Origin of the sequence: Psychrobacillus sp. NPDC093200 (assembly GCF_050280345.1) — a bacterium.
In the GTDB taxonomy this organism is placed as follows: domain Bacteria; phylum Bacillota; class Bacilli; order Bacillales_A; family Planococcaceae; genus Psychrobacillus; species Psychrobacillus faecigallinarum.
In genome coordinates this window covers 469,687-494,149 of the sequence record NZ_JBNNVC010000002.1, presented here as the reverse complement: position 1 = coordinate 494,149, position 24,463 = coordinate 469,687, and the positions used below count along the sequence as shown (strand labels likewise).

30 protein-coding genes and 1 riboswitch are annotated in these 24,463 nt (G+C 35.0%); of the genes, 6 read left to right on the top strand and 24 right to left on the bottom strand.

The annotated features are described in order from the left end of the window. Positions 1 to 18 precede the first annotated feature (18 nt). The 9 genes from gcvT to comGA all read right to left on the bottom strand — a co-directional run bounded on the left by gcvT (position 19) and on the right by comGA (position 5,795). The gene (gene gcvT / locus ACQKNZ_RS10090) at positions 19 to 1,122 is read right to left on the bottom strand and encodes a glycine cleavage system aminomethyltransferase GcvT (protein WP_144535981.1); all 1,104 of its coding nucleotides are present in this window, start codon (positions 1,120 to 1,122) and stop codon (positions 19 to 21) included. A 193-nt stretch (positions 1,123 to 1,315) separates the two neighbouring features. Beyond that, positions 1,316 to 1,410, bottom strand: a riboswitch (glycine riboswitch). 117 nt (positions 1,411 to 1,527) lie between these two features. Beyond that, positions 1,528 to 2,040 carry a shikimate kinase gene (locus ACQKNZ_RS10085; RefSeq protein WP_144535979.1) on the bottom strand — a complete coding sequence of 171 codons (513 nt, stop codon included), beginning with the start codon at positions 2,038 to 2,040 and terminating at the stop codon, positions 1,528 to 1,530. A gap of 14 nt (positions 2,041 to 2,054) precedes the next feature. Further along, entirely contained in the window at positions 2,055 to 2,261 is a 207-nt protein-coding gene (locus ACQKNZ_RS10080; protein ID WP_144535977.1) for a hypothetical protein, read from the bottom strand. Then, on the bottom strand, positions 2,242 to 2,694 hold the full coding sequence (gene comGF, locus ACQKNZ_RS10075) for a competence type IV pilus minor pilin ComGF (protein WP_427659461.1): 453 nt from the start codon (positions 2,692 to 2,694) through the stop codon (positions 2,242 to 2,244). The genes ACQKNZ_RS10080 and comGF overlap by 20 nt, the downstream gene beginning before the upstream one ends. After that, the gene (locus tag ACQKNZ_RS10070; RefSeq protein ID WP_144535973.1) at positions 2,667 to 2,978 is read right to left on the bottom strand and encodes a hypothetical protein; all 312 of its coding nucleotides are present in this window, start codon (positions 2,976 to 2,978) and stop codon (positions 2,667 to 2,669) included. The genes comGF and ACQKNZ_RS10070 overlap by 28 nt, the downstream gene beginning before the upstream one ends. Next, positions 2,968 to 3,408 carry a competence type IV pilus minor pilin ComGD gene (gene comGD, locus ACQKNZ_RS10065; protein ID WP_427659459.1) on the bottom strand — a complete coding sequence of 147 codons (441 nt, stop codon included), beginning with the start codon at positions 3,406 to 3,408 and terminating at the stop codon, positions 2,968 to 2,970. Before comGD ends, ACQKNZ_RS10070 begins: the two co-directional genes overlap by 11 nt. Next, positions 3,395 to 3,724 (bottom strand): competence type IV pilus major pilin ComGC, encoded by a 330-nt coding sequence (gene comGC / locus ACQKNZ_RS10060; RefSeq protein WP_144535969.1) that lies wholly within the window; start codon positions 3,722 to 3,724, stop codon positions 3,395 to 3,397. The genes comGD and comGC overlap by 14 nt, the downstream gene beginning before the upstream one ends. Before the next feature lie 12 nt (positions 3,725 to 3,736). Further along, on the bottom strand, positions 3,737 to 4,798 hold the full coding sequence (comGB, locus tag ACQKNZ_RS10055) for a competence type IV pilus assembly protein ComGB (RefSeq protein WP_427659457.1): 1,062 nt from the start codon (positions 4,796 to 4,798) through the stop codon (positions 3,737 to 3,739). Further along, entirely contained in the window at positions 4,779 to 5,795 is a 1,017-nt protein-coding gene (gene comGA, locus ACQKNZ_RS10050) for a competence type IV pilus ATPase ComGA (protein ID WP_144535965.1), read from the bottom strand. The genes comGB and comGA overlap by 20 nt, the downstream gene beginning before the upstream one ends. A 387-nt stretch (positions 5,796 to 6,182) precedes the next feature. Here comGA and ACQKNZ_RS10045 point away from each other — a divergent pair, with 387 nt between their 5' ends. Further along, positions 6,183 to 6,863 (top strand): helix-turn-helix domain-containing protein, encoded by a 681-nt coding sequence (locus tag ACQKNZ_RS10045; RefSeq protein ID WP_186318051.1) that lies wholly within the window; start codon positions 6,183 to 6,185, stop codon positions 6,861 to 6,863. Between the two features lie 141 nt (positions 6,864 to 7,004). Next, on the top strand, positions 7,005 to 7,244 hold the full coding sequence (locus ACQKNZ_RS10040; protein WP_144535961.1) for a DUF2626 family protein: 240 nt from the start codon (positions 7,005 to 7,007) through the stop codon (positions 7,242 to 7,244). A gap of 92 nt (positions 7,245 to 7,336) precedes the next feature. On the opposite strand, the gene ACQKNZ_RS10035 is transcribed toward ACQKNZ_RS10040, so the two are convergent. Beyond that, entirely contained in the window at positions 7,337 to 7,975 is a 639-nt protein-coding gene (locus tag ACQKNZ_RS10035; protein ID WP_427659454.1) for an MBL fold metallo-hydrolase, read from the bottom strand. Positions 7,976 to 8,127: 152 nt separating this feature from the next. Here ACQKNZ_RS10035 and ACQKNZ_RS10030 point away from each other — a divergent pair, with 152 nt between their 5' ends. Continuing rightward, positions 8,128 to 8,307, top strand: coding sequence for a DUF2759 domain-containing protein (locus ACQKNZ_RS10030; RefSeq protein WP_144535957.1), 180 nt, complete (start codon positions 8,128 to 8,130; stop codon positions 8,305 to 8,307). 43 nt (positions 8,308 to 8,350) lie between these two features. Here the strand turns inward: ACQKNZ_RS10030 and ACQKNZ_RS10025 are convergent, their stop codons facing one another. The 5 genes from ACQKNZ_RS10025 to rpmG form a co-directional block, all read right to left on the bottom strand. Continuing rightward, the gene (locus tag ACQKNZ_RS10025; RefSeq protein WP_427659452.1) at positions 8,351 to 9,460 is read right to left on the bottom strand and encodes a hypothetical protein; all 1,110 of its coding nucleotides are present in this window, start codon (positions 9,458 to 9,460) and stop codon (positions 8,351 to 8,353) included. Between the two features lie 95 nt (positions 9,461 to 9,555). Beyond that, the gene (locus ACQKNZ_RS10020; RefSeq protein WP_427659450.1) at positions 9,556 to 11,457 is read right to left on the bottom strand and encodes an LTA synthase family protein; all 1,902 of its coding nucleotides are present in this window, start codon (positions 11,455 to 11,457) and stop codon (positions 9,556 to 9,558) included. A gap of 219 nt (positions 11,458 to 11,676) precedes the next feature. Next, positions 11,677 to 11,877: a YqgQ family protein gene (locus tag ACQKNZ_RS10015; protein WP_151109459.1), complete on the bottom strand. Its 201-nt coding sequence runs from the start codon at positions 11,875 to 11,877 to the stop codon at positions 11,677 to 11,679. Next, on the bottom strand, positions 11,874 to 12,464 hold the full coding sequence (locus ACQKNZ_RS10010; protein WP_427659447.1) for a 5-formyltetrahydrofolate cyclo-ligase: 591 nt from the start codon (positions 12,462 to 12,464) through the stop codon (positions 11,874 to 11,876). Before ACQKNZ_RS10010 ends, ACQKNZ_RS10015 begins: the two co-directional genes overlap by 4 nt. Positions 12,465 to 12,533: 69 nt before the next feature. Further along, on the bottom strand, positions 12,534 to 12,683 hold the full coding sequence (gene rpmG, locus ACQKNZ_RS10005) for a 50S ribosomal protein L33 (protein ID WP_053588882.1): 150 nt from the start codon (positions 12,681 to 12,683) through the stop codon (positions 12,534 to 12,536). A gap of 175 nt (positions 12,684 to 12,858) precedes the next feature. On the opposite strand from rpmG, the gene ACQKNZ_RS10000 reads away from it, so the two are divergent. Next, on the top strand, positions 12,859 to 13,209 hold the full coding sequence (locus tag ACQKNZ_RS10000; RefSeq protein WP_427659445.1) for a hypothetical protein: 351 nt from the start codon (positions 12,859 to 12,861) through the stop codon (positions 13,207 to 13,209). Further along, positions 13,209 to 13,670 carry an endolytic transglycosylase MltG gene (locus ACQKNZ_RS09995; RefSeq protein ID WP_144535945.1) on the top strand — a complete coding sequence of 154 codons (462 nt, stop codon included), beginning with the start codon at positions 13,209 to 13,211 and terminating at the stop codon, positions 13,668 to 13,670. The genes ACQKNZ_RS10000 and ACQKNZ_RS09995 overlap by 1 nt, the downstream gene beginning before the upstream one ends. A 57-nt stretch (positions 13,671 to 13,727) precedes the next feature. Here the strand turns inward: ACQKNZ_RS09995 and phoU are convergent, their stop codons facing one another. From phoU to ACQKNZ_RS09950, 9 genes are all read right to left on the bottom strand, one after another. Beyond that, positions 13,728 to 14,387, bottom strand: coding sequence for a phosphate signaling complex protein PhoU (phoU, locus tag ACQKNZ_RS09990; protein ID WP_154310655.1), 660 nt, complete (start codon positions 14,385 to 14,387; stop codon positions 13,728 to 13,730). Between the two features lie 20 nt (positions 14,388 to 14,407). Further along, positions 14,408 to 15,208 (bottom strand): phosphate ABC transporter ATP-binding protein PstB, encoded by an 801-nt coding sequence (pstB, locus tag ACQKNZ_RS09985; protein ID WP_144535941.1) that lies wholly within the window; start codon positions 15,206 to 15,208, stop codon positions 14,408 to 14,410. Between the two features lie 12 nt (positions 15,209 to 15,220). Continuing rightward, positions 15,221 to 16,099, bottom strand: coding sequence for a phosphate ABC transporter permease PstA (gene pstA, locus ACQKNZ_RS09980; protein ID WP_144535939.1), 879 nt, complete (start codon positions 16,097 to 16,099; stop codon positions 15,221 to 15,223). Then, positions 16,100 to 17,032, bottom strand: a complete 933-nt coding sequence (gene pstC, locus ACQKNZ_RS09975; protein ID WP_151113636.1) for a phosphate ABC transporter permease subunit PstC — start codon at positions 17,030 to 17,032, stop codon at positions 16,100 to 16,102. A gap of 94 nt (positions 17,033 to 17,126) precedes the next feature. Beyond that, positions 17,127 to 18,101 carry a PstS family phosphate ABC transporter substrate-binding protein gene (locus ACQKNZ_RS09970; protein ID WP_154310654.1) on the bottom strand — a complete coding sequence of 325 codons (975 nt, stop codon included), beginning with the start codon at positions 18,099 to 18,101 and terminating at the stop codon, positions 17,127 to 17,129. A 487-nt stretch (positions 18,102 to 18,588) separates the two neighbouring features. After that, positions 18,589 to 20,826 carry a peptidoglycan D,D-transpeptidase FtsI family protein gene (locus ACQKNZ_RS09965; RefSeq protein WP_427659441.1) on the bottom strand — a complete coding sequence of 746 codons (2,238 nt, stop codon included), beginning with the start codon at positions 20,824 to 20,826 and terminating at the stop codon, positions 18,589 to 18,591. 123 nt (positions 20,827 to 20,949) lie between these two features. Further along, positions 20,950 to 21,558 (bottom strand): superoxide dismutase, encoded by a 609-nt coding sequence (locus ACQKNZ_RS09960; RefSeq protein ID WP_427659439.1) that lies wholly within the window; start codon positions 21,556 to 21,558, stop codon positions 20,950 to 20,952. A 115-nt stretch (positions 21,559 to 21,673) separates the two neighbouring features. Beyond that, positions 21,674 to 22,153, bottom strand: a complete 480-nt coding sequence (locus ACQKNZ_RS09955) for a DUF456 domain-containing protein (RefSeq protein ID WP_144537147.1) — start codon at positions 22,151 to 22,153, stop codon at positions 21,674 to 21,676. Then, positions 22,153 to 23,784, bottom strand: a complete 1,632-nt coding sequence (locus ACQKNZ_RS09950; protein ID WP_427659437.1) for a Na/Pi cotransporter family protein — start codon at positions 23,782 to 23,784, stop codon at positions 22,153 to 22,155. Before ACQKNZ_RS09950 ends, ACQKNZ_RS09955 begins: the two co-directional genes overlap by 1 nt. 170 nt (positions 23,785 to 23,954) lie before the next feature. Between ACQKNZ_RS09950 and ACQKNZ_RS09945 the strand changes: the two genes are divergently transcribed. Beyond that, a complete protein-coding gene (locus tag ACQKNZ_RS09945; protein ID WP_427659435.1) occupies positions 23,955 to 24,455 on the top strand; it encodes a DUF1189 family protein in 501 nt (166 codons plus the stop codon). Positions 24,456 to 24,463 lie beyond the last annotated feature (8 nt).

Here is a 24,463-nt window from a genome sequence, read left to right as displayed (position 1 = left end):
ACAACCTCTTTCTTTGGCTTATTTTTCTCTTTTATAAAATGGAGTAGGTATAGTAACTGCTTTTAGTCGCTTGTTGCGAATTTCAACCTCTACCTCTTGACCAATTTCTGCAAATGTTGCGTCAATTAAAACCAGACCAATATTCTTTTTCAAAGTAGGAGATTGAGTTCCCGTAGTAACAAATCCAATTTGCTTATCATTTGCAAAGATTGGATAACCCGTACGAGGAATTCCTTTATCAATCATTTCAATTCCAATACTCTTTCTAGGCACACCATTTTCTTTTTGTTCTACTAAAACTGATTTGCCATTAAAATCTTGTTCTTTATTTAACTTCACAACAAAGCCAAGCCCTGCTTCAAGAGGAGTAATATCCTTCGACAACTCTTGGCCATATAACGGTAGGCAAGCTTCAAAGCGAAGTGTATCACGAGCACCTAGTCCACAAGGTAGTAAACCTTCTTCTTTACCTGCTTCTAGAATACTGCTCCATAAATCTTTCATATCATTGCTAGCTGCATAGATTTCAAACCCGTCTTCTCCTGTATAGCCAGTTCGAGAAACTAGTACTTGTTTGCCAGAAACGTCTATATTATCTTTAAATCTGAAAAATTTAATTTCAGTTAAATCCTGAGAAGTTAACTTTTGAAGGATTTCTTGTGCTTTAGGACCTTGCAGAGCTAACAGGCCATAATCATTTGATCTATTGTCCAACTCAACACCATCAATAGTATTTTGTTTCATCCACTCAAAGTCTTTTTCAATATTACCAGCATTAACAACTAACAAATAATGTTGATCTTCCAGTTTATAAACTAAGAGGTCATCGACAATTCCACCGTCTTTATAGCACATCACATTGTACTGTGCTTGGCCATTCACTAATTTTGAAATGTCATTGGTAACAAGACTTTGTAAATAGCTTTCACTGTTCGGACCTTTTACAAAAACCTCACCCATATGGGATACATCAAATAATCCAGCTTTCGTACGTACTGCCTCGTGCTCTTCTTTAATACTTGAAAACTGAACTGGTAGCTCCCAGCCACCAAAATCGATTGTTTTCCCTCCGTAAGATGAATAGACATCAAACAAAGGCGTACGTTTTAACTGTTCTGACAATTTAAATTCCTCCTTTTAATAGGTAGAAAAAGCATAAGTGAAAAAAAGCTAAATGGTTTCTTAATCGCAAAAAAGGACAGAAAAACCCCTTTAACGTAAAAAGGGTTCTCTGTCCTGGCACCTGAAAGTTTACCATAAATGGCTTTCCCCTTTGGTGGCTTTCCGTTCATAACGAAAGCACTCTCCAGAGTTGCGTCCTATACGAGTTCTTTTGCCTGAGAGATTCATAATAGTAATTACTTGCTCCTTCGGCGACGCAGCTGATGCGTTCTCTCCCCATATATTCATCCGCTAAATATAGACAAAACACTAGCTTTGTCTATATCCTAACATTGAACCTAAGAGAGCGCAATCATTTTTGATAAACTTATTAAAAACCGAACGAAAATATATAAAACCACTGAATCATTCGCCTTTAAGACGATTTACTTGAAATCCTGCATATTCTGTTATTTGACGAAGATGCCTGTTTTCCGTACGAATCGTTATGTGGGCAGCCTTTTTGTAACTTCTCCTACGGGTGTTGAAAAGTAGCTGTAATTCTTCCTTCGTGCTTCTTTGAACGATTGGTCTATTTTTATCGTTCTTTATGCGTATCCAAATGTCTTCAAAGGTAGCATCAAGAAACAACACCAATCCATTGTTTCGCATAATTTTAATATTTCTATCGAGTGTCGCTACACCTCCACCCGTAGAAATAATACAAGATTCTTTTCGAAAATTTAGTAAAAATTCGGTCTCTAAATTTCGAAAATAGGCCTCTCCATGCTGTTCAAATATTTCAGGAATCGACATTTTCTGTCTTTTGACAATTTCTTTGTCCATGTCATAATAGGGCATCTTCAAGAGATAGCTCAATCTTCTCCCGACAGCACTTTTACCACTGCCCATAAAACCCACTAAATAAATCTTGTACATTTTTTATCAACTCACTACATACCAGGATTATTTTCACGCTCTATAAAATTACTTATTTTATTGATAGTATCACTAATATGACGGATTTCCAACGAATCATATGTTCGATATTTGGATTGGTATGCTGCAGTTATAGTTAAAACCGAAAAACAAACTATAGATAGCAGGATAGTGGAAGCTAATAATAATGCACCTTTTTGGTCAAGTAGAATACGTAACATAGAAAGTATGCTCCTTTTGTTGTCCATTAAAAAAAGTAACGAAAAATGTAATCTTTTGTCCTTCAGCAATCACATTTAATGTTTGGACATTTAATAGAAGTGGCTCATGACCAAGTTTTTCTATTTGTTTTCTTACGACATTAGATGAGTATTCCACATCATATTCTATACCCTGCTTATAAAAACGAATTCCAGGTTGCTCACTTTGAACTATAAAATTCTCTACATCATTCAAATAAGCTTCCACATATTGTATAAATAATGCCCATTCAATTTCGGATGGATCAGCTACCTTCTTTTCTGTTGTATATAACGACCACATAATAAGCGCAAATATTTGAGCAAAAATGATAAACACACTAAGCTGTAAAATTCCGTCAATAAAAGTATAACCTTTTTCGTTACTTAGTTTGTTTGTGAGGTATCTACGCAATTTACTTTCTCCCCCCGAACCCCCTTGTACTCAATACAAATTTGCTTGAAATCTACACGAAATTGATATTCAATATTTTCAATGGTGAGTGATCCACCTGTTATATTTTCAGTTATGAACATTTTGGCAGCTTCATTCATGACCACAGCCGAATGGTATTTCCTCTTTTTATCCTCTAGCTGCACACTCATCTTCGTAAGAAGAGGTATTAACATAGTAGCCACCATAAATGTTATAAACAGTGTCAATAATGTTTCTGCCCAAGAAAATCCTTTACAATTCATAGCTTACCCTGCCTGAACCAATATGAACTGTCACTATTTTAGTTCCCTTCTTAGTAAGGAATGAAAATTTCCCAAATTGATTGACAGCACCATTAGTTTGAAAGCGTAGTCCCTTTAAATAACTATCTATAGACAAACTCATATGAGATGGCAGGCTACATTCCAGTAGTAAAGTTCCCGATTGTTTTACGGAATAACTAGTTCTATTCTCGTCAAATGCTAATGTGATCAATTGTTGATTACCTATGGCAATCGATTGAGCTTGTTGTAAATCTAGATGAAACTGATGTAAAAATCTTTTCTCTTCCAATTCCTCTATTTTATCGTTTGCTCCATAAATAACTGCTGACGTAATTACCATAACGATCAATAGCATCAAGATAGCCTCTATTAAGGTATAACCATCTTGGTTTAACTTAACCGCCACCATTGCCTGAATCCTTTATTGAAACTTTCCCATCTACTATAATAACTTCTTCCCCTCCCGGACAATTTTTGTTGTTCTCACCTAGATACTCTGCCACACTTAAATCATTCAACGTAGGGGTCACATTTTTATCTATTTTATATGCTTGTACTTGGCCTTCTACCATTTTCACAAATGCCTCACATCCTTTTTTATCTATGTTGGCAGAATGTTTGGTAACGTTAGGAATAGAGATTAATATTAAAACAGATATGATTAGCAATACAATCATCATTTCTATTAGTGTAAAGCCCCGCTCATTTTTTAAGATTATCCACATAAACTTGCTCCTTTAAATTATATTTATCATTTCATAAACTGGTAGTAATATAGCTAGATAAGCACCTATTATAAAGACTGCTAATATTAGGAACATTACTGGTTGGATGATACTAAGGTATCTAGATAGCCTTGCCTCCATTTGTTTATTCATAAAATCACTGTATAAAGTCAATTCCTTACCTAAGTATCCGTTGTTCTCCCCATGTACGATAAATTGATGAAAGTCTACTGTGAAATTATCTACTAATACAGCCCCCTCAGAGAAGGAAGAACCGTAGATCACCTTTTCCTTCATCTCAGATACTATATGTTGAAGTAATTTGTTTTCCTTCTGATTAATTAATGCTCCAAAGGATTCTTGAAGAGATAAACCACTTTCTAGAAGTACACCCATTTCTCTCGAAAATACTCTAGTTAATAGTAAACGATACCAGTTATTGATAATCGGTGTTTTTTTAAGAAGTGTTATTTTAAATTCCACACTTTTGTTTCTAAATATGAACCATAGCAATACTATAAAAACTATCATGAAAATTAAAAGTGTAAGGAATATGTTAGGAAGGTTTAATAACGTATTGGTAAGCGCAAGTGAGCTTTGAGGTTGGAGTTGATTTTTGGAAAGTAAAGATTCCATATTAGGGAGAAAATATATTCGAAAAACAGTAAACAATAAAAAAATGACAACAAACAAAAAAAGAGGATACATTAATAGGCTCTTTAACCGCTTTCTTGCTTGCTCCATAAATTTGGCATTGATACTTAAAATTTCAGTAGTCTCTGCAAGATGGCCATGCTGAGATGCTAAATGAAGAGGGAGCAATAACCGATTAGGAAATCCAAGCATCCTGAATACCTCTACTATACTCTGCCCTCTTTTTTGAATGTCCATCACCTTCATTTGAACTACATTTACATTTTTAACATGAAACGGCAAAAGCATCGTAACAGCTTCATGAAAAATATAACCCTCCTTTAGTAATTCGCTCAATCTATTAAGGAAGGTGGCTTGCTGTGATACCGGTACAATTTCATCCTTTTTATGAAAATAAGCTTTAAGTGTTTTTAATAACACCTTCCCTTATCCCCCTTTCAATTTGATAAGAAAGAGTTAGCGGAAAAGGTATTTTAAAGCTACTGCCATAACTCAAGGAAGTTAGAGCTTCTTCCAACATATCACCAGATATAATTTCGAATATAGCTGATAATTCAGGCGTATTAGTTTTAATTACTGTAACTAACCTTTGAGTAACAATTCCAGTTACTGTTTGTTTCAGCTCATCTAAGCTAATACCTAAATCCATTAATCTGTATAAGGCACCTATTCCGTCCCTTGCATGAATTGTGGACACTACTAAATGTCCCGTTAAAGATGCTTGAATTGCAGCCTTAGCAGTATCTTTATCTCTTATTTCTCCTATCATAATTACATCTGGTGAATGCCTTAAAATAGCCTTTAGACCTTTGGCATATGTCACACCAGATCGCTCATTCACTTGAATTTGTAGTAAATAAGATTGACTGTTTTCTACTGGATCTTCTAGCGAGATAACATGCCGATTCATATTTTCTGCGCAATACTTAGTTAACGAGTACATCGTCGTGGATTTTCCTGAGCCAGTTGGTCCAACAAAAAGGATCATACCTTGACGCTTGTTTGCTAATTCTACGATTTGTTCAGAGGCACCCCTGAACAAGGATAGCGAATGAATAATTTTGGCATTATCATGCTGCTGTAGACGAATGACAAGGCTTTCCTTTCCGTATACGGATGGTAAAGTGGAAACGCGAAATGAAAACTTTTGGGAGTTAAATATGTGTTGAAAGGAACCGCTTTGTGGTTTGCGTTTTTCGCTAATATCAAGAGAGGATAAAAATTTGAAGTATGAGATGATTTTTTCACCAAGATTTAATGGGAGCTGACCTGCCTCAAACATTTGGGAATTTTTTCTAAAAGAATATGTGTAGATTTCTTCATTAGGGATCATATGAAAATCTGAAGCACCAAATTGATGAGCTTTCTTTAATAGCTGAAAGCATTTTTGTTCCACTATATTTTCTTCCTGTTGCATTATCTATCCTTTCCCCAGTTACAAGCTTGGCCGCAAAAGCTTGTACAACATAGTATACTTCCTTTCTCAAAATAAATAAAGTGATTTTTTAAAATATTTGTAATTGATAAATTAAATAATACTGGTATTTAAATACACAAACGTTTTGCACTTTCTTGATTGGAACTACTAGCAGTGCGACAGCAACCGATGAGGATTATCAGTTATCTCACAGAAAGCTTCTGTCTAAAGCGAAAATAAATTATACTTCATGATATAATCTTTATTCTATCTTCGCCTTTATCATATTTTGTAAAATAAATAGGAATTATTAAACTGTTTACTTTATATTAGTTTATCATTATTAATTTCTCCCTTATAATATAGTTAATGGAAGGTGGGATTTACTTGTCCAACACATTAAAATTAACTGGTACCCTTGCTGATGAGACCAGGTACTCAATCTATCAATATATTACAAAAGAAAATAAAGAAGTGAACGTTCAGCAAATTGCACAACAGTTCGGGATTCACCCCAATGTTGCTAGACTACATCTTACGAAACTAAACGAAGCGAAGCTGCTGACATCTAAATTTGTTAAAAATGAAAAAGGCGGTCGTCCTGCACGAGTTTATGTGCTTGCAGAGGATCCTATCCACTTAAGCTTTCCCAAACAGGAGAATCATTTATTACTTGAATGGTTATTGGAATTAGTTGATGCTATGGGTGATGCAGCTATTGATAAAGCAAAGGATATCGCTTATCAAAACGGTCACAAAGCGATAAATCATAAACAAGTGGATACACTAACTTTTGAAGATAAACTAGAAATTATGAAAGAAACAGCCCATTCGATTGGTTATATCCCGAACGTAACTGAAAAAGAGAATAAAAAAATTATTACCTTTTCCATCTTTAATTGTCCTTATAAGGATTATTTGAATAAATATCCACATTTTATATGTATATTACATGAATCTTTCCTAAAGGGACAATTTGATACTCTTTTCCCTGAAAATACCTTTGTTCAATTAGAAAGTAAACAGAATCACTGTATTAATTGCGTATATCATGTGGAAGTCCTATAATGAGGTGAAGATGTATCTTATTTGTGACAAACTTATGTTATTCCAATGTAGATGTTTAATAATCAGTTTACATGTAAGAACACTTTCATTTATAATGAATAGGAGAATTATTTGTATTCTTTGCAAAAGGAGGGACTACAATTGGGCAATATGTATAAAGTAATGGCTTTCTGGACAGGGATTTTTGCAGTTATGTTTTATTTAGGTGATATGTCAGAAGCTTCTTTACTATTTTTAGCAAATACGGGGTTATTCCTTCTTTTAGGGTTCTTAAACCTATCTGAGCGTATGTATATGTACATCTTCGGGGCTTACTTAATGTTCTTCTTCGCCGGCTTTACATACTACACTACATTCATACATGTACCAGGTGGACATTAATTAAGTCCAAAAGCAGCTTCCATATTGGAGGCTGCTTTTTAAATTCGCTTTTTATTTGGGGTTAAACAACCCTTGTTGAAATTTACTTTTGATTAAAATCCATTCAAGAACGGGTTGGAGTTCATTTCATCCTGGATAGTTGACGCAGGTCCGTGCCCAGGATAGATTACAGTTGCTTCTGGGAGCGTTAATAGCTTTGTGTGTATGGAGTGTAACAATTGCTTCTCGTTGCCTCCTGGGAGATCGGTGCGACCGACGCTATTTTGAAATAACGTATCTCCTACAATAGCAAATTCGTCTGTCTCAAAGTAAAAAGTTAAACTACCCGGTGAATGTCCTGGGGTGTGAGAAATGAAAAATTCAAAATCGCCTATACTTGTTTTCTCCTCTTTACTTAAATAGAAGTCTGCTTCCTTGGCAGAAATATTCGGAATTTCGGCGTATTTAGCAGATCCATTCTTTCCTGGATCTATTAACCAAGATTTTTCTGAAGGATGTATATAAACTGGTACACTGAATACTTCTCTAACATCATCTACAGCTCCAATATGGTCAAAATGTGCATGGGTTAAAAGAATGGCAATCGGCTTTAAATTTAGTCTTTTTAACTCCTTTACAAGCTGCTCTCCATTTCCACCAGGATCAAAAATTAAGCACTCTTTTTTTGCATTAGAAATGATATAGCAATTCGTTTGAATAAAACCCAATGGATATGTACGTATATTTAACATAAATTCACCTCCCTTCTATTTTAAACGAAAGTGCATCCATTGTTCAATCTTTCGCCACTTTTATTACTCGACAAAAGAAGAGATAACAATTACAATAGAAGAGGAATATGCAATCGCGACATTCATTTAATATGTCGGAAGGAGTGTCTTTCATGAACTTATTAATGGTTATTTTTGGTCTTGTTGCAGTGCTAGGTATTATAGGCACTTTCCAAGCTCTCAAAGAGAAAAATTTACTAAGTGTTTTATTTAACTTTGGTACATTTGCAGTTTTTGGTTTCTTTACTGTTATGACAATAATAAACCAAGGATTTCCACCAAGCTTACACTAAAACGCAAAGAAAAAGCTGCTATACAACTGTATAGCAGCTTTTTCTATTCGATTATATTTAACCATTTTGCTTCTTTTAGAGGTTTCAATGAAATCCATTGCTCTTTCTCATGTCCACCTAAACAAACCTTACCACTCGGTGAACAGTCTATTGGACGCTCGTTAATATCGCCAAATAACTCTTCCCCTTTTACTGTGTAGCCTGCTATAATACTTTTTTCGTTCGTTTCGTCCATATTCCCTGCCTTTTTTGATTGAAAAGCAATGAAACTGTTTGGGGAAGTTATCGATATTGTAGGAATTACCCATTCTGAATAATTACTTACTGCAGGAGAGACCCATTCAAACATTTCCCCACTATTTTTGTCTTCTAAGTGATACTTAAATTCCATCTTTTCTTCATCTACTTGGATATATAACATAGATTCACCAAAGTTCTGGACATCTATTATATGTTCCCATTTTGTATCTTGAATCTCATGATCAGCTGTTGAATAAAGTTTCAATGAACTACCATCTAAGCTCGATCCACTCCAGTCGAAGACCATTAAATTTTCCTCATCAAACCATTTAACAAAAGGATTTTCAACATCTATAGCTTTCAATTCTTGTGTAGACCCTTCATAAACAAAAGCATTATAAGTCCAGTCCTCATAAAACGTAGAGAACACTATTAAATTAGAGTTAGTTGGATGCCAATCCATATAAAGCTCTGCTGATTCAAAGGAGAGACTTTGTTCTACAACTCCACTTTTATGTAATAATTGCACCTCTGCAGATGAAGAATTGTTAGAAGTATGTAATAGAATCATTTCCTTGTTCGGGTGAATTTTCCCTTGTATAATTGGGACGTTCGTTCTATAAATTTCTTTCCATTCCTCTTTAGATATCGAGTAAGACTTCAATATCCAATGACCTTTATCTACTAAAACAAATAAAATTTCATCATCTGACAACCAACCGACCACGCTGTGAAATTTTGAACGCTCCAAGTGGATTGATGGCATTTTTGTTTCATTGGACTCATTTTGTACTTCTTTAACTGGGGTTTGTTGCTGGGAGACGTCATCAGGGGTTTCTACCGATGGCTGCTCTCTTTCTTTACACGCTTGTAGTAGAATTACACAAAAAATCAAGAACACAATTTTTTTCAACAATCTCCCCCCTCACCTTACAAATTAGACGTTTCAAATAGACTTTTGTTTCATAAAAAAGCACAGACTTTTTTGTCTGTGCTTTTAAAAATAACCTATTTTGCCGACTCTTTAGTTTCATCAATCAAGAGGTTACCAGTTTTTAAATCATAAAATCGTAGTAAGTCTCCATTGATAATTTTATCGGAGTAACCTAGCTCCTGAGTAGCTCTGTCAATATACGTCTGACAGTTTTCCACATCTACCTCTATACCTGAACCATTCTCATAACAAGTGTTTCCAGCATATACGTAGTCCTCAGTAATAAATCCACCATTTCTGTTAATAACAAATTCCTCATGATCTTCAGAAAAAATGTCTGCACCTAGTTGCATATCTTTGTTCGTTTCAACACCTAACAAATGTAAGATTGTAGGTCGCAAATCAATTTGCCCTGAAATTTCACTCACTTCTTCTCCAGCTCCACTATTTGGGATATGGATAAACATCGGTACACTTTGTAATTTAGCAGATTCATATGGAGTAATCTCTTTACCTAAATACTGTGACATTGCAGCATTATGATTTTCAGAAATTCCATAATGATCACCATACATTACAATAATAGAATTATCATATAATCCTTTTTCTTTTAAATCATCAAAGAATATTTTTAAGGATTCGTCCATATAACGAACTGATTGGAAATATCTATTTAGTGTTCCAGAGTTCGAATCATATTCAGGTATTAACATATCTTCTTCATCTAATGTAAAAGGATGGTGATTAGTTAAAGTGATTAAACGTGAATAAAAAGGCTGTGGCATATCTGACATTAAGTCGGCAGATTGCTCAAGGAAGGGAATGTCCTTAAGACCCCAGTTTACTGAATTATCATCACTCACATCATAACTCATGACATCATAGAACTTTTGAATGTTAAGTGACTGATACATCATATCACGGTTCCAAAAGCTTTTCTTGTTTGCATGCATTACATTTGTAAAGTAACCCTCGTCATTTAAACGTTCAGCCATTGAATGAAATGTATTTTCTCCGTGTGTAAAAAATACTGCTCCTCCGCCTAAACCATAAAGAGAGTTCTCTACTAAAAATTCTGAATCGGACGTTTTACCTAAACCAGTTTGATGATAGAAATTGGAGAAGTAAAAAGTATCCTTATCATTTGTTAGAGAATTTAAAAATGGTGTTACCTCATGTCCGTTCATATCGTTATTTAATACGAAGGATTGTAAAGATTCCATCGAAACAACAATAAGATTTCTATCCTCAGCTAAACCAAACGTTTTTTCATTTGGATCTGCTTGGTTTGAACGTACATAGTTATTAACTTCGACTAATTCACTTCCATCTGCAAGTGCACGCTGTGCGTGTGACTTAGACTGAATAAAGATGTCGTATAAGTGGTAGTTATATGAACCAAGATTTTTTACTAGCATTTCACGGTCAAAGCTTCTTGTTAGAAGCTGTGGTCTTTCAATTTCAGCAAGCCCTAAATTTAAAAATAGAATAGCAGCAGAAAGTACAAAATACGCTCTTCTAGTTGAAGCTTTAATAACCTTACTTTTTTCACCTATTTTTAACCATTTAATTGCTATTAAAATAATCGCAACATCAGTGAAATAGAAGATATCAGTCAAGAAGATACTTGCTGCAGCTGAAGATCCCAAATCACCAAAGTTACTTGTTTGGAACAAGACTGGTATGGTGATGAAATCTGTAAAGAAACGATAAAAAACTGCGTTTGCATAAAGTACTATTGAAAGTATCACACTAACAACTACTATATGTCTATTTCTGGCCTTCGTGGATTTGTAAAATAACGAAATTCCATAAACGATAAGCAAAAAGCTTAAAGGGTTAATAAATAAAATAAATTGTTGCATTATATTCTCGATTTTCATATCAAAGCTCGTGTGGTACACAGTATACGTTTTTATCCACGTTGCCACAATTGCAATTACAAGAATAGAATGTGTTGGCCAGGTTTTCTTCATTGCCTACATCCTCCCCTATTCACTCTTTCTATGAGTAAAAGTAACAGTGTATATATTAATCCTTTCATCAAAATAAATCAATATTAATGAAATGGAATTTTAATATAAAATTTACAAAACCTATTTTTACTTACCCTATGTTAGACGGATTAAAACCTAATAAGTTTCATTTAATTTAGAAGATAGCTTTTTTATCACATATTCATATAGCATTTGTAGTTATAAAGACTTACTTAATTTACCTTTTTCCTGTCTTAATAACAAAATGGCTAGTTGAAAATCTTGTGCTTCAATCATCTGCATAGAATACAGTTCTTTTATTTCTTCTTCCATTATTTCAAGATCCGCGATTCGGTCTTTTGTATATACAAATATCCCAAAGCGTTTTAACAGTTGCATAACATCATATACGGATTTCAAGTTAATCCACCCATCTCCCTATTTTCCTTACACATTATTGTTGTACGCTCGGTAATAATGCTATCTACTGGAAGATCAAAGTCTTCTGACACAATTTCATCAACTAATTGCATGTCAAAAGCCAAAGACATAGACTTTCCCTTGTAATTGGATAAGAAACGGTCATAATATCCTCCGCCATATCCTATCCTATACCCTGATTTACTATACACAATTCCAGGCACTATTAGCAAGTCAATTGAACTTGGTTCAACTGCTGTGGTCAATTTAGGATTAGGCTCTTTTAAATTCATATAAACGGTCTCCAGTTGACTGTAGTCTTCTATACGATAAAAGGTCATCGAACGATCCTGCGGAGTACATTTTGGCACAACAACTGTTCTTCCCAACTCCCAAAGAGCATGTATAATCCCTTCAGTATTTACCTCTGGGAAAGCTGATATGGTTAATCCAATAGTACGAACATTTAAGGATGAAATTTCCTTTATAAAATTTGTTTTAATTTGCTCGGAATATAATATGTATAAGTCGCTGTCTAATCTAGACAGTTTATCCTTCATGTTTTTTCTCATTAATTGTTTGGACATTTTAATACCTCCAATAGCATCTATTTGCGAAGAAAAAAACCAAAACCTTTATGGTTTTGGTTTAGGTTATTATTTAGTTTCTCTATGAAGAGTCATTTTCTTTTCACGAGAGCAATATTTTTTAAGTTCAAGACGTTCTGGATTGTTACGCTTGTTTTTCTTAGAAATATAGTTGCGCTCTCCGCAATCTGTACAAGCTAATGTAATATTAACGCGCATGGTTGTCCCTCCCACTCTTTGCCAGGATTAAATATAAAACTTGAGCATGATTTATACGACTAACCAATTATAGCACACAATTGAAGAAAATCTACAATATTATAGAAGAATTTGTTTAAAGTTTTTTAGGATATGGTAGTATGAGTACAGGATATTTAAATTTGAGGTGAAAATTATGGACTTTTCTATCATTATAATAATCATTGGAATAATTTTAATGGCACTTTCTTTCTTTTTCAAAGATGGTTCAAAAAAAGTGGAGGACGAGGTCGAGGATCTTTCTTTTACTCTCTATCAAGAAACGAGCGCTCTAAAACGTAGATTAAAGGTAATCGAAGAGGAATTGCTAATTGATCCAATAAAGACAGCACCTAAAAAAAATGTTGCTACAAAACCAGTAGTTCATGCAATCATTAAAAACCAGGTGTTAGAACTACATAAACAGGGGTATTCTTTAAAGGACATTAGTAGCCGCTCCTCTTTGACAGTTGAAGAAGTTAAATCTGTGATTGGTGGTACACGCTAATGAAAAAAACAGCCATACGCTTTTTAGGTATCGGATTATTCCTAGCAGGCACAATTATACAATTAGAGCACAGATTATCTAATGAAGATATTTCTTCAGCAGGCGACGCACAAGCATATAAACAATCACAACAAGAGCTGTCTGAGGTAAAAAAACAACTTGCCCAGCTGCAGCTCAATTTAAACAATGCTCAAAAGGAACAACCTAAACAGAATGAAACAGAGGTAAGCAAACAAGAAGTTTCCTCCCCTACTGTTAATGCTTTTAGCTTAGCTATAAAGTCTGGTATGACCTCTTCTGATATTAGTTTAGTATTAGAAGAAGCAGGAGTTATTCAAAATAAAATGGATTTTGAAAATTATATTGTTGACCAAGGATTGTCTTCACGAATTCAAATAGGAACGTATGAAGTGGATTCCAAAATGACCATCAAGCAAATAACTGAGCTGATAACAAACTAAAAGGTAGACATCCTATAAATGGGATGCCTACCTTACTTCTTATTATAAAACGTCTGATTAGTTGTTTAACTCGTAATGTCTTCCTTTTAATAAATATAAAAGACGTTCTGCCATATTAGTAGCATGATCCGCGGATCTTTCTAAGTAACGACACACAAAGGAGAGCTGTGTCACTTGACTAAGATGAGCTGGTTCGTTTACTCCTACTGCTAATAAGGTTTTAATCGCGTGCCCATACATTTCATCAACTTCATCATCTAGCTTAGCGATGGCTTTTGCCTCTTCCATATCTTCTTTGATAAAAGCTGTTAAGGTTTGTTCTAACATCGAGATAGTTTTTACTCGCATCTCATCTAACAGATGAATAGGAGCTATATGCTCATCTTTTCCTATGCGTATGGTTTCTTTTGCAATATTAACTGCATAGTCCCCAATACGTTCCATATCGGCTGCAATCTTCACCAACACCATAAGTCTTCGTAAGTCTGTAGCTACTGGCTGTTGCTTTGCAATCAATAAAATTACTCGATCATTAATTTCTTCTTCCATACGGTTAATATGGATGTCATTATTTATAATGGTTAATGCGCCTTCAATATCATTAGCCAGCAAATAATCCATCGCTTTGTCAATCGTTTGAATAGCCGTATTACTCATTTCTAACAAAAGCTGCTGGACATGTTTAAGTTCCGCATCAAACTTCTCTCTTCCTACCATAATCATTTGACCCCTTTCTTTTATCCGAAACGTCCTGAAATATAATCCTCTGTTCTTTTATCCTCCGGAGTTGAAAAGATAACATCCGTTTTGTCAAACTCAATTACTTCTCCATTTAAGAAAAATGCCGTTTTATCAGAAATTCTAGCTGCTTGTTGCATATTGTGTGTCACGATGATAATAGAATAATCCTTTTTTAACTCCTGGATTAGCTCCTCTACCTTTAATGTAGAGATAGGATCAAGCGCAGATGTAGGTTCATCCATTAGTATTACGTCAGGTTCAATCGCTAGACAACGAGCAATACAAATTCTTTGCTGTTGGCCACCTGACAAACTATATGCATTCGTATTTAATCGGTCCTTTACCTCATCCCATATAGCTGCTCCACGAAGACTCTTTTCTACAATTTCATCTAGTAATTTCTTGTTTTTAATGCCGTGGATTCTTGGACCATAGGCGATATTGTCATAGATGGACTTTGGAAAAGGATTAGGCTTTTGAAAAACCATACCTACCCTTGTTCTCAATTCCTCTACTCCATAGCCTGCGTCAAGGATGTTTCTATCTCTATATATAATATGTCCGGATGTTTTTACTGTTGGTACTAATTCTACCATTCTATTCAACGTTTTAATATACGTAGATTTACCACAGCCTGAAGGTCCAATAATAGCTGTTACTTCGTTTTCATGAATCTGAAGGTTTATATTTTTTAAAGCATGATGAGTACCATACCATAAATTTAGTCCTTGTGTATCGTATACAATTTTAGATATTGAATGATTCGTTGTATGTTTGGTCGTTTTAGTTTTAAGCATTTAAGAGTCCCCCTAATAACGTTTTTGGAATTTGTTCCTTATAAAGATTGCTATTGAGTTCATGATCAATAAAAACATCATTAATACTAAAATCCCTGCAGAAGCTACATATTGAAAATCTAACTGTGGTCTTTTAGCCCAATCATAAATCTGCATAGGAAGTGCAGTGAACTGACTCATTACTCCATCAGGAAGAAAGTGGATAATTACAGGAACTCCAATTACTACTAAAGGAGCTGTTTCTCCAACTGCACGAGACAATGCTAATATTGCTCCTGTTAGAATGCCAGGAATGGCTGAAGGAAGAACTATTTTTAAAATAGTTTGCCATTTGGTTGCTCCCATTCCATAGGAAGCTTCTCTTACCTCTGTTGGAACTGCACGAATTGCCTCCTGTGAAGCAACGATAATGACCGGTAATATTAGTAAACTCATTGTAAATCCTGCTGCCAAGATACTATTTCCTAATGCCAACGCACGGACGAAAATTGTTAAACCGAGTAGACCAAAAACTACAGAAGGAACTCCAGCTAAATTGGATATATTCATTCGAATAAAATCATTCCATTTGTTTTTCTTTGCGTATTCCTCAAGATAGATTGCTGTCCCTACTCCTAATATTAAGGAAACTGGAGCAACCACACACATTAACCAAATAGAACCAACTAAAGCCGCCTTTATACCAGCTTTTTCAGGAAAACGAGAGCCAAAATTATTGAAAAATTCAGGGGTTATATATCCAATGCCTTGTGAGATTATTCGATAAAATAATATACCTAATGCTAATAACGCAAACATAGTAGCTAAAAAAAAGATAAACTTAAAAATTCTATTTAATGTTAGTCTTCCTGTCATTCTCTTAATCACTGACTCATGATCCACGTATCTCATTTAATATTCCTCCCGAAACTTTTTCGAAATAACGTGAGCTAAGTAGTTCATGAAAAGTGTAAATAAGAACAATGTGAAGCCCACTGCGTAAATGGAATAATAGATGGTTGTTCCATAGCCAGCATCACCCGAGGAAACTTGAACAATATAGGCTGTCATTGTTTGAATAGATTCGGTTACATTCCAATCAAACTTTGGTGTAGACCCACCTGCTAAAGATACAATCATCGTTTCACCGATTGCTCTAGACAGTGCAAGCACGATAGAGGCTATAATTCCAGATAATGCTGCTGGCAATACAACGCGCAAGGAAACCTCCAATTTTGTAGAGCCCATCGCCAGGGCCCCTTCTCGGATTGACTTTGGAACAGAAGACATCGCATCCTCTGATAAGGACGCAATCATTGGCAGAATCATAATTCCAACGACAATTCCAGGGCTTAAAGCATTAAAGATTTTTAAATCTGGTATAAGCTGTTGTAAAAGTGGTGTTACAAATGTTAAAGCAAAAAAACCATAAACAATGGTTGGAATACCAGCTAACACTTCTAAGATGGGTTTGATAATTCTTCTTGTACGATCACTGGCATATTCACTTAAGAAAATAGCTGATCCAATACCAAAGGGCACAGCTACAATCCCTGCAATACATGCTACCTTTAAAGTTCCAGCTATTAAAGGGAGAATTCCGAATACTTGCTCTGTATTAGCAAATGGAAACCATTCTGTACCTAATAAAAAGTCGGTTATTGGTACTTTAGAAAAGAAAATACTAGTTTCTACAACTAAGGTTAGAATGATTCCAAACGTTGTAAGGACAGAGACCGATGCAATTAGCATAAGACCTATTGGTATAACCTTCTCTATTAACTTTTTCGATCTTTTCTTGTTAGATTTTGCAATTAGATCTTGAACTGATGTGCCATCCATCATCTTTTTTTGTACCACTGTATATCCCCCTTTTACCAAACGAAAGAAAAGAGTAGCCGGGAAGCTACTCATGTCTTTCTCCATGAAAATCTTCTGTTTATTTAAGAGCTTCTAAATCTGCCAAGCCTTTTTCATATTCTTCTTCAGGTAGGCTTACGTAACCTACTGCTTCTGCCATTTCTCCTGCTTTTTCAATCGTGTATTTCATGAAATCATAAAATGCTGGATTTTCCTTGATGGCACTATTTTTAGCATAAACAAATAATGGACGAGATAGCGGAGAATATTCACCTGATTCAATTGTTTCGTTTGTTGGTTCAATACCTTCCACTTTAACAACCTTTAAAGTATCTTGGTTGGCTAGGTAATAAGCATATCCAAAGAAAGCAATTGCATTTTTATCTCCTTGTACGCCTTGAACCAGCACATTATCATCCTCTGAAAGCTGTGCAGATTTCACTAAATCTGCCTCATCTAATACTACTTCGTCAAAATAGTCATAAGTACCAGAGTCTGTGCCTGGTGAATAGAAAACAATTTTTTCATCTGGCCACTCCGGATTGATATCAGACCATTTTTTCTCTGTTCCATCTTCAATCCACATTTTCTTCAATTCTTCTATTGTTAAAGAGTCAACCCAATCATTGTCTTTGTTAACTACTAACGATAAACCGTCATATGCAATTTGGAACTCCGTGAATTCTACTCCTGCTTCATCTAATTTTTGCTTTTCCTCTTCTTTTATAGGGCGTGATGCATTGGAGAAGTCTGTATCTCCAGCTATGAATTTCTCAAAGCCTCCACCAGTACCTGATACCCCGACTGTTACTTGTACTTTTGATTGCTCTGTTGAATATTCTTCAACTACTGCTTCCAGTATAGGTGCTACTGTACTAGATCCATCTCCAGAAACTTTTCCTTCTAAGACAGCTTCTTCTTGAGAATCTTTCGATGCTGAGGATGCGGATTCTGTATCCGTTTCTGCCTCTTCTGTTGAATCTGTTCCACAAGCCCCTAGAGCAAGTGCTGATCCTACCATAGTTGTCATTAATAAGTACTTCCAGCTTTTCATCAGGTAAATCCCCCTAAAGTATGTTTTCTGTCTTACAAGTTTTACTTTAAGGCTTTGATATTGAGTCTGTATAAAGGTAGTGTAAATATTTTGTAAATTAAAATTAGATAATTTTTAGAGAATTAAGTTTAAATTATAGTTATTAATCAACTTCGTATTTCTACTTCTTATGGAAGAATCACTATAGATGTATCGAAAGTTTTAAGCATCTTTACTCTGCTATTGAGAGACCAAGTGTTGAACCCTATTTGTTATTTAAAGTGACCATTATTCAATATGTATTGGCATACTTACGAAGCAATAAACAATAAAAGAGATTAAAATATATATGGCGTGTAGCTTTTTTGAAGATTCATTTTGGATACAGAAGTACCGCACATAAAATTCAAGAGGACTTGACTTAAATAACTTCAAAAATAGACAAAGTACCCCGAGAGGCGAACTCTCGGGGTACTTTGTCTGATTTTCCATCTAGGATCAGTTTTCATTATTCTTCATCTGTTTTATTTTTTTCATCACTTTCATCGATTTGATCATTTGTAAAGGCAGGTTTTATAGAAGGTGTAGAAGTAGAATCATTAGTTTCTAATTCGTTCTTTTTCTTCTGAATATCAAAGTAAGTATCTACAACTTCTCTTGCCATCGCACTTGTATAATTTGTTTTATAGGTGGATTCAGTGAATGCTTGAGGCACTACAATCGCATAAGCAATTTCAGGATTATCATATGGGGCGAAGCCAATATGAGTTAAGTTAACTGTTTGCACTGATTTCTCCATTGTACTATCTTTATAATACGATTGAGCAGTCCCTGTTTTACCTGCAGCAGTGAATGGAGCACTTCCAAAAGCTCCTCTACCTGTACCCTTGTCTCCAAAGTAAACTCTTTGCATCCCTTTTCGGACTTGGTTAATCTCTTCCTGAGAATTATCTATCACATTTAAAACTGTAGGAGTTATTTCCTTCACTAACTTACCAAGAGTTACCCCATCCTCAGAAGGCTCTCTAATTTCCTTCACGATATGTGGCTGTATACGTGTACCGCCATTAGCAATAGTTGCAGTATATTGAGCTAATTGCAAAGGAGTATAAGTATCATATTGTCCGATACTTAAATCTAGTAATTTACCAGATTCATTTTGACCGATAAAACCAGTGGATTCTCCTGGTAAATCTATCCCAGTTGGAACTCCCAATCCCATCTGCGCATATCCATTACGCATTTTCAAAAATGCATCCTCTCCAAAATAAATCGGTTGGTTTGGCTGATACGTCTTACCTGCCAATGCATACGCAATTTTAAACATGTACACGTTGGAGGATCGTTCCAATGCCGTTAAATCATTTAATCGGATTCTGCCGTTTCTATTAAATACAGAACTTTTAGGACTCGAACCCTTTATTCGAATAGGTTCATCGACTAAATACTCCCCAACTTCAATTGCATTTTCTCTATATGCAGTCAATACGGTAGCCGGCTTTACTGTGGAGCCAAGCTCATAGCCTGTTTTAAAAGCTCCATATGCATAATCATTAGCTACCCATTTGCCATTTTCTTTTTCTAATTTCTTCCCAACTAAAGATAGAACATCACCAGTATAAGGATCTAATATGATTAAAAAAGCACTGGTTAAATAATCCGTTCCCCTATTGTTTTTCATTTGAAGCAACTGTTTCTCTACAATAGCTTCCATTTCTAGTTGAACTTGACTATCTGTAGTTAGAACAAGCTCATTTCCGGGCTTTCCTTCGTATACTGTTTCTACATCCATTACTCGACCTTTACCATCTGTAATATTTTTTACAACAGATTTTTGCCCTTGCAGTACTTCTTCATACTGTTGTTCTATATAGGAAGTACCTACACGATCATTACGTGTGTAGTCTCTAGATAGGAAATAATTCAGGCGCTCATTAGGAAGTCCTTTTTTCGGGGAAGAAACGCTTCCCAAAACAGCTAAAGTGGAGTTTTTTACTCGTCTCCAGTCAGTTGTCGTATTTACACCTGTCATATCCGCCTCACCTAGACGCTCAGAAACTCTTGCAAATTCTTCCGCTGTGACCTCGAGTATATCTCCTTCCTCTTTATTCATTTCGTCACCTTTAATAATTTGAGGGGATAATGCGTAGCCGGTAGCCATTTCTCTATAGATAGCAATAATTTCCTCTTCCTCAGGTGTAAAGGAATTAAGCTGTTCTTCCGTAAGCTTACTACGTTGAAGACGGTCGATTGCTCTATTCTTTTCAGCCTTCGTTAACTCTTCGTTATTTTCTATTTCCTGTCTTTCTTTATCTGTCACAAGTTTTTTAGCTTCTTCGTCATTCTTTTGCAACCAATAGTCTTGTCGATCGCTTTTTGTAATATTTTTCGTATCTTTTTCAATTAACTTGCTCAATTTTTTAGCGGTTTTTAACATATCCGCAGAAGTAGTTGTCTGCATCTTAGTATAAGTTATTACCTTTTGAGGCTTATTATCAACTAATATTCGTCCTTCACTATCATATAATCGTCCACGGGGAACGCTTGTATTAACAGCTACTTCCTCGGTCCGCTCTAGATCACGTGCATAGTTCTCCCCTTTTACAATTTGAAGGAAGCCCAGTCTTAATATTAAAATTGTAAAAAGTAAAAAAATAGAAAAGAAAAGAATGTTCATACGAAAAGTTAGATTTGCTCTTTGTTTCGCCTTCATACTCTGTACACGTTTTTTAGTTGTTTTTCGCATGATTTCACCTACTTGTTGAATAATTTTATCTTATTTTATTGTAACATAAAAAGCACACACTTTTAGACGAAAAAGTGTGTGCTAAGTTTCATTTTATAAAATATATTCCTATTGCAGGAAAAATTATTTTGCAGCTGAATAGCGTTTTGAAACTTCATCCCAGTTTACAACATTCCAGAAAGAAGAAATGTAATCAGGACGACGGTTTTGATAATTTAAGTAGTATGCATGCTCCCATACATCTAAACCTAATAATGGAGTTTTACCTTCCATGATTGGAGAGTCTTGGTTAGCAGTTGAAGAAATTTCTAATTCTCCGTTTGCTACAGATAACCAAGCCCAGCCTGAACCGAAACGAGTTGTAGCTGCTTTCGCAAACTCTTCTTTGAAAGCGTCAAAGCTACTGAATTTAGCATCGATTGCTTGAGCTAGTTCGCCAGTTGGAGTTCCTCCGCCGTTTGGAGAAAGAAGTTGCCAGAATAGTGAGTGGTTAGCATGCCCACCACCATTGTTACGCACTGCAGTTTTGATGTCTTCTGGAAGAGCATCAATGTTAGCAATAAGTTCTTCAACAGATTTGTTTTCCAAATCAGCTTTTCCTGCAACTGCATTGTTTAAGTTAGTTACATAAGTATTGTGGTGTTTCGTATGATGAATATTCATCGTTTCTTTGTCGATATGTGGTTCAAGTGCATCGTAAGCGTAAGGTAATTGTGGTAATTCGTAAGCCATTATAGTTTCCTCCTAAGAAATAATATAGTAATTTTCTATCCATTTATTAGCGTATCAAAATATGAACAAACGTTCAAATAAAAAAGACTAAATTTTTCTCCTACTTTTGACTGAGTTAAATAAAGAAAACAAAAATTACAATCATAATTGTTAAAATTACTATTTTAGCAACAGAGGATGTTAGGAAACCGATTAAAGAACCTATTCCAGATTTGGTCGCTTGTTTAAATCCTTCTCTTGTCACTATTAGTTCTGCGATAACAGCTCCTAGGAAGGGTCCGATAATTATACCAGCAACTGGGATAACGAATGGTCCAAACAACAATCCAATTGTACTCCCCCAAACTCCCGCCTTCGTTCCTCCGAACTTTTTAACTCCAAATGCGTTCGCTGCCATATCTGCTCCAAACAAAAGAACGACAAATAATATTTGAATAGCCCAGAATAGCCAAGTCAATTCGTTGAAAGAGAAAAACAATCCATACAAGATATAACCCAATAGCATAAAAACTACTGAAGGAATAATAGGATAAAAAGTACCAACAAAAGCTATTATAAAACTAGCTATAACTAAAATCCAACCAATAATCTCTATCATAAACGTCTCCCTAATACGGCCTCGGCCACATTACATGCATGGTCTCCGATCCGCTCTAAATTACTTAAAATGTCTACGAACATTATACCAGCTTGACCCGAGCATTTCCCTTCATTTACACGTAAAATATGATTTTTTCTATATTGTCTTTCCATTTTATCTATAACATTTTCTTGTTCAGCTACTTCAGTCGCAAGTTTATCGTCGTTAGTGTTCAAAGCCTCTATCGCTTTTTCGACTGTTTGTATAGTCAGTTCAAACATTTCCGATACATCTTCCAATGCATCTTCCGTTAAAATAATTCGATGAACCTCTTGATAATCGATTAGCTCCAAAATATTTTCGAAGTGGTCTCCGATTCTTTCTATATCCCTTACCGTATCCATAAGCATATTATGTCTTCCAGAATCTTGATCGGACAATGGCTGAGAAGAGATTTTCACTAAATAATCTGTAATTTTTTGATCTAAATTATTTAATGCATCCTCTATTTGATAAGCTAGATCAGAATTTCGTTTGTTTTTTGTTTTTAAATAAGCGTATGTATTCTCTAAACCTTGAACACTTAGAGCGCCCATCCGCAAGATTTCTTCTTTAGCCTGTCCAATTGCGATAGATGGTGACTGTTCGATAAAATTAACATCTAAATGTTTTGGTTTATATTCAATGGAAACATCGTCTCCCGGTATTAACTTAGTTACTAAATATGCCCAAGCTCCTATTAATGGGAACTGTATAATCGTATTTGCCACGTTAAATGAACCATGTGCAAAGGCTATTTGCATTTTACTCTCTAAATCAAGAACACCAGATATCCATTCAATATATATAGTAAACGGTATTAATAAAAGTATAAAAATTACTGAACCTACTACATTAAACAAAACATGGGTCGCTGCAGCTCTCTTTGCAGCAACAGAAGCACCTAAAGATGCGAGAATCGCTGTAATAGTAGTTCCTATATTATCCCCGAAAAGAACTGGTAAGGCACCTTGGAGAGATAGTAGATTTTCTGCATAAAGCCCTTGAAGAATAGCAACGGTGGCACTTGAACTTTGAACTATTAGAGTAAATATTGTTCCTGACAATAAACCAAGGAATGGATGGTCACTCATCGCCAGTGTAAAATCTGTAAACGCCTCTAACTCTCTTAAAGGCTGCATGCCTCCACTCATTAATTCAAGACCTAGAAATAATCCCCCAAATCCAAAAATGACTTCCCCAACATTTTGTACAACATGTTTCTTAAAAAAGAAGATTAAAAAAGCTCCTACAGCCATAATTGGAAGTGCATAGCCACCTACATCAAAACCAATGATGAATGCAGTAATGGTTGTTCCTATATTAGCACCCATAATAACACCAATTGCTTGTCGCAGCTTCATAAACCCTGCACTTACTAGTCCAACAGTAATAACAGTTGTACCTGAACTAGATTGAATTAATACGGTTACAATAATACCAACTAAAACCCCCATAAAAGGATTGGTAGTATAGCGATCTAATATATCTCTTAACCGTTCTCCTGCTGCTTTTTGTAAACCGTCACCCATATACTTAATGGCGAACAAAAATATACCTAGTCCCCCAAAAAATTCAAATAGCATTTGTTGCCAGTTCAATTCCACGATGTGCTCAACTCCTATTTCGGAAAATTAATACATTTCTATTATGATGAAATTATTAAGCTTATGTAAACACATACTCACCATTCTTTACAATATCTTAACAAAGCAAATAAATTACTTTGTTTTCTTCATTCTGAAGATGATATTATGAAGTAGGAAGGGTGATATCTATGAATCTATATCAATTATTTAAAGCAAGCTTACATAGCCCTAAAAAAATTGCGGCATTTCGACTTATACCTATTGGAAAGGTTATGCAATACATATTCATCTATGTATTTCTAATGACAGCTTTCTCCTTTTACGGATTTATAAATGGTATTTCAGAACAACAACAAAATGTTGACGGACTTATTGAATATTTTGCGGATATTCAATGGTTGATCTATCCGTTCGCTTTTATATTTTTGTTTGTATTAAATACTATGTTGATATTTGTCCGTATTAGTATCTTTGCCTATATAGGTACCCTAATACTTCATTTATTAAAACGACGTGGCGAATATCGTCATTTATGGAGAACGACTCTATTTGCCAGCACTGTTCCAATGTTGCTTTCCATCCTTTTTGCTTTACTGCAATGGTCTAATGATTATTTTCAATTAGTAATCTATGTCATTACGTTTGTCTATTTATTTATGTCTTTAAAATATTATCCTATCAAGAGATAATGCATAAT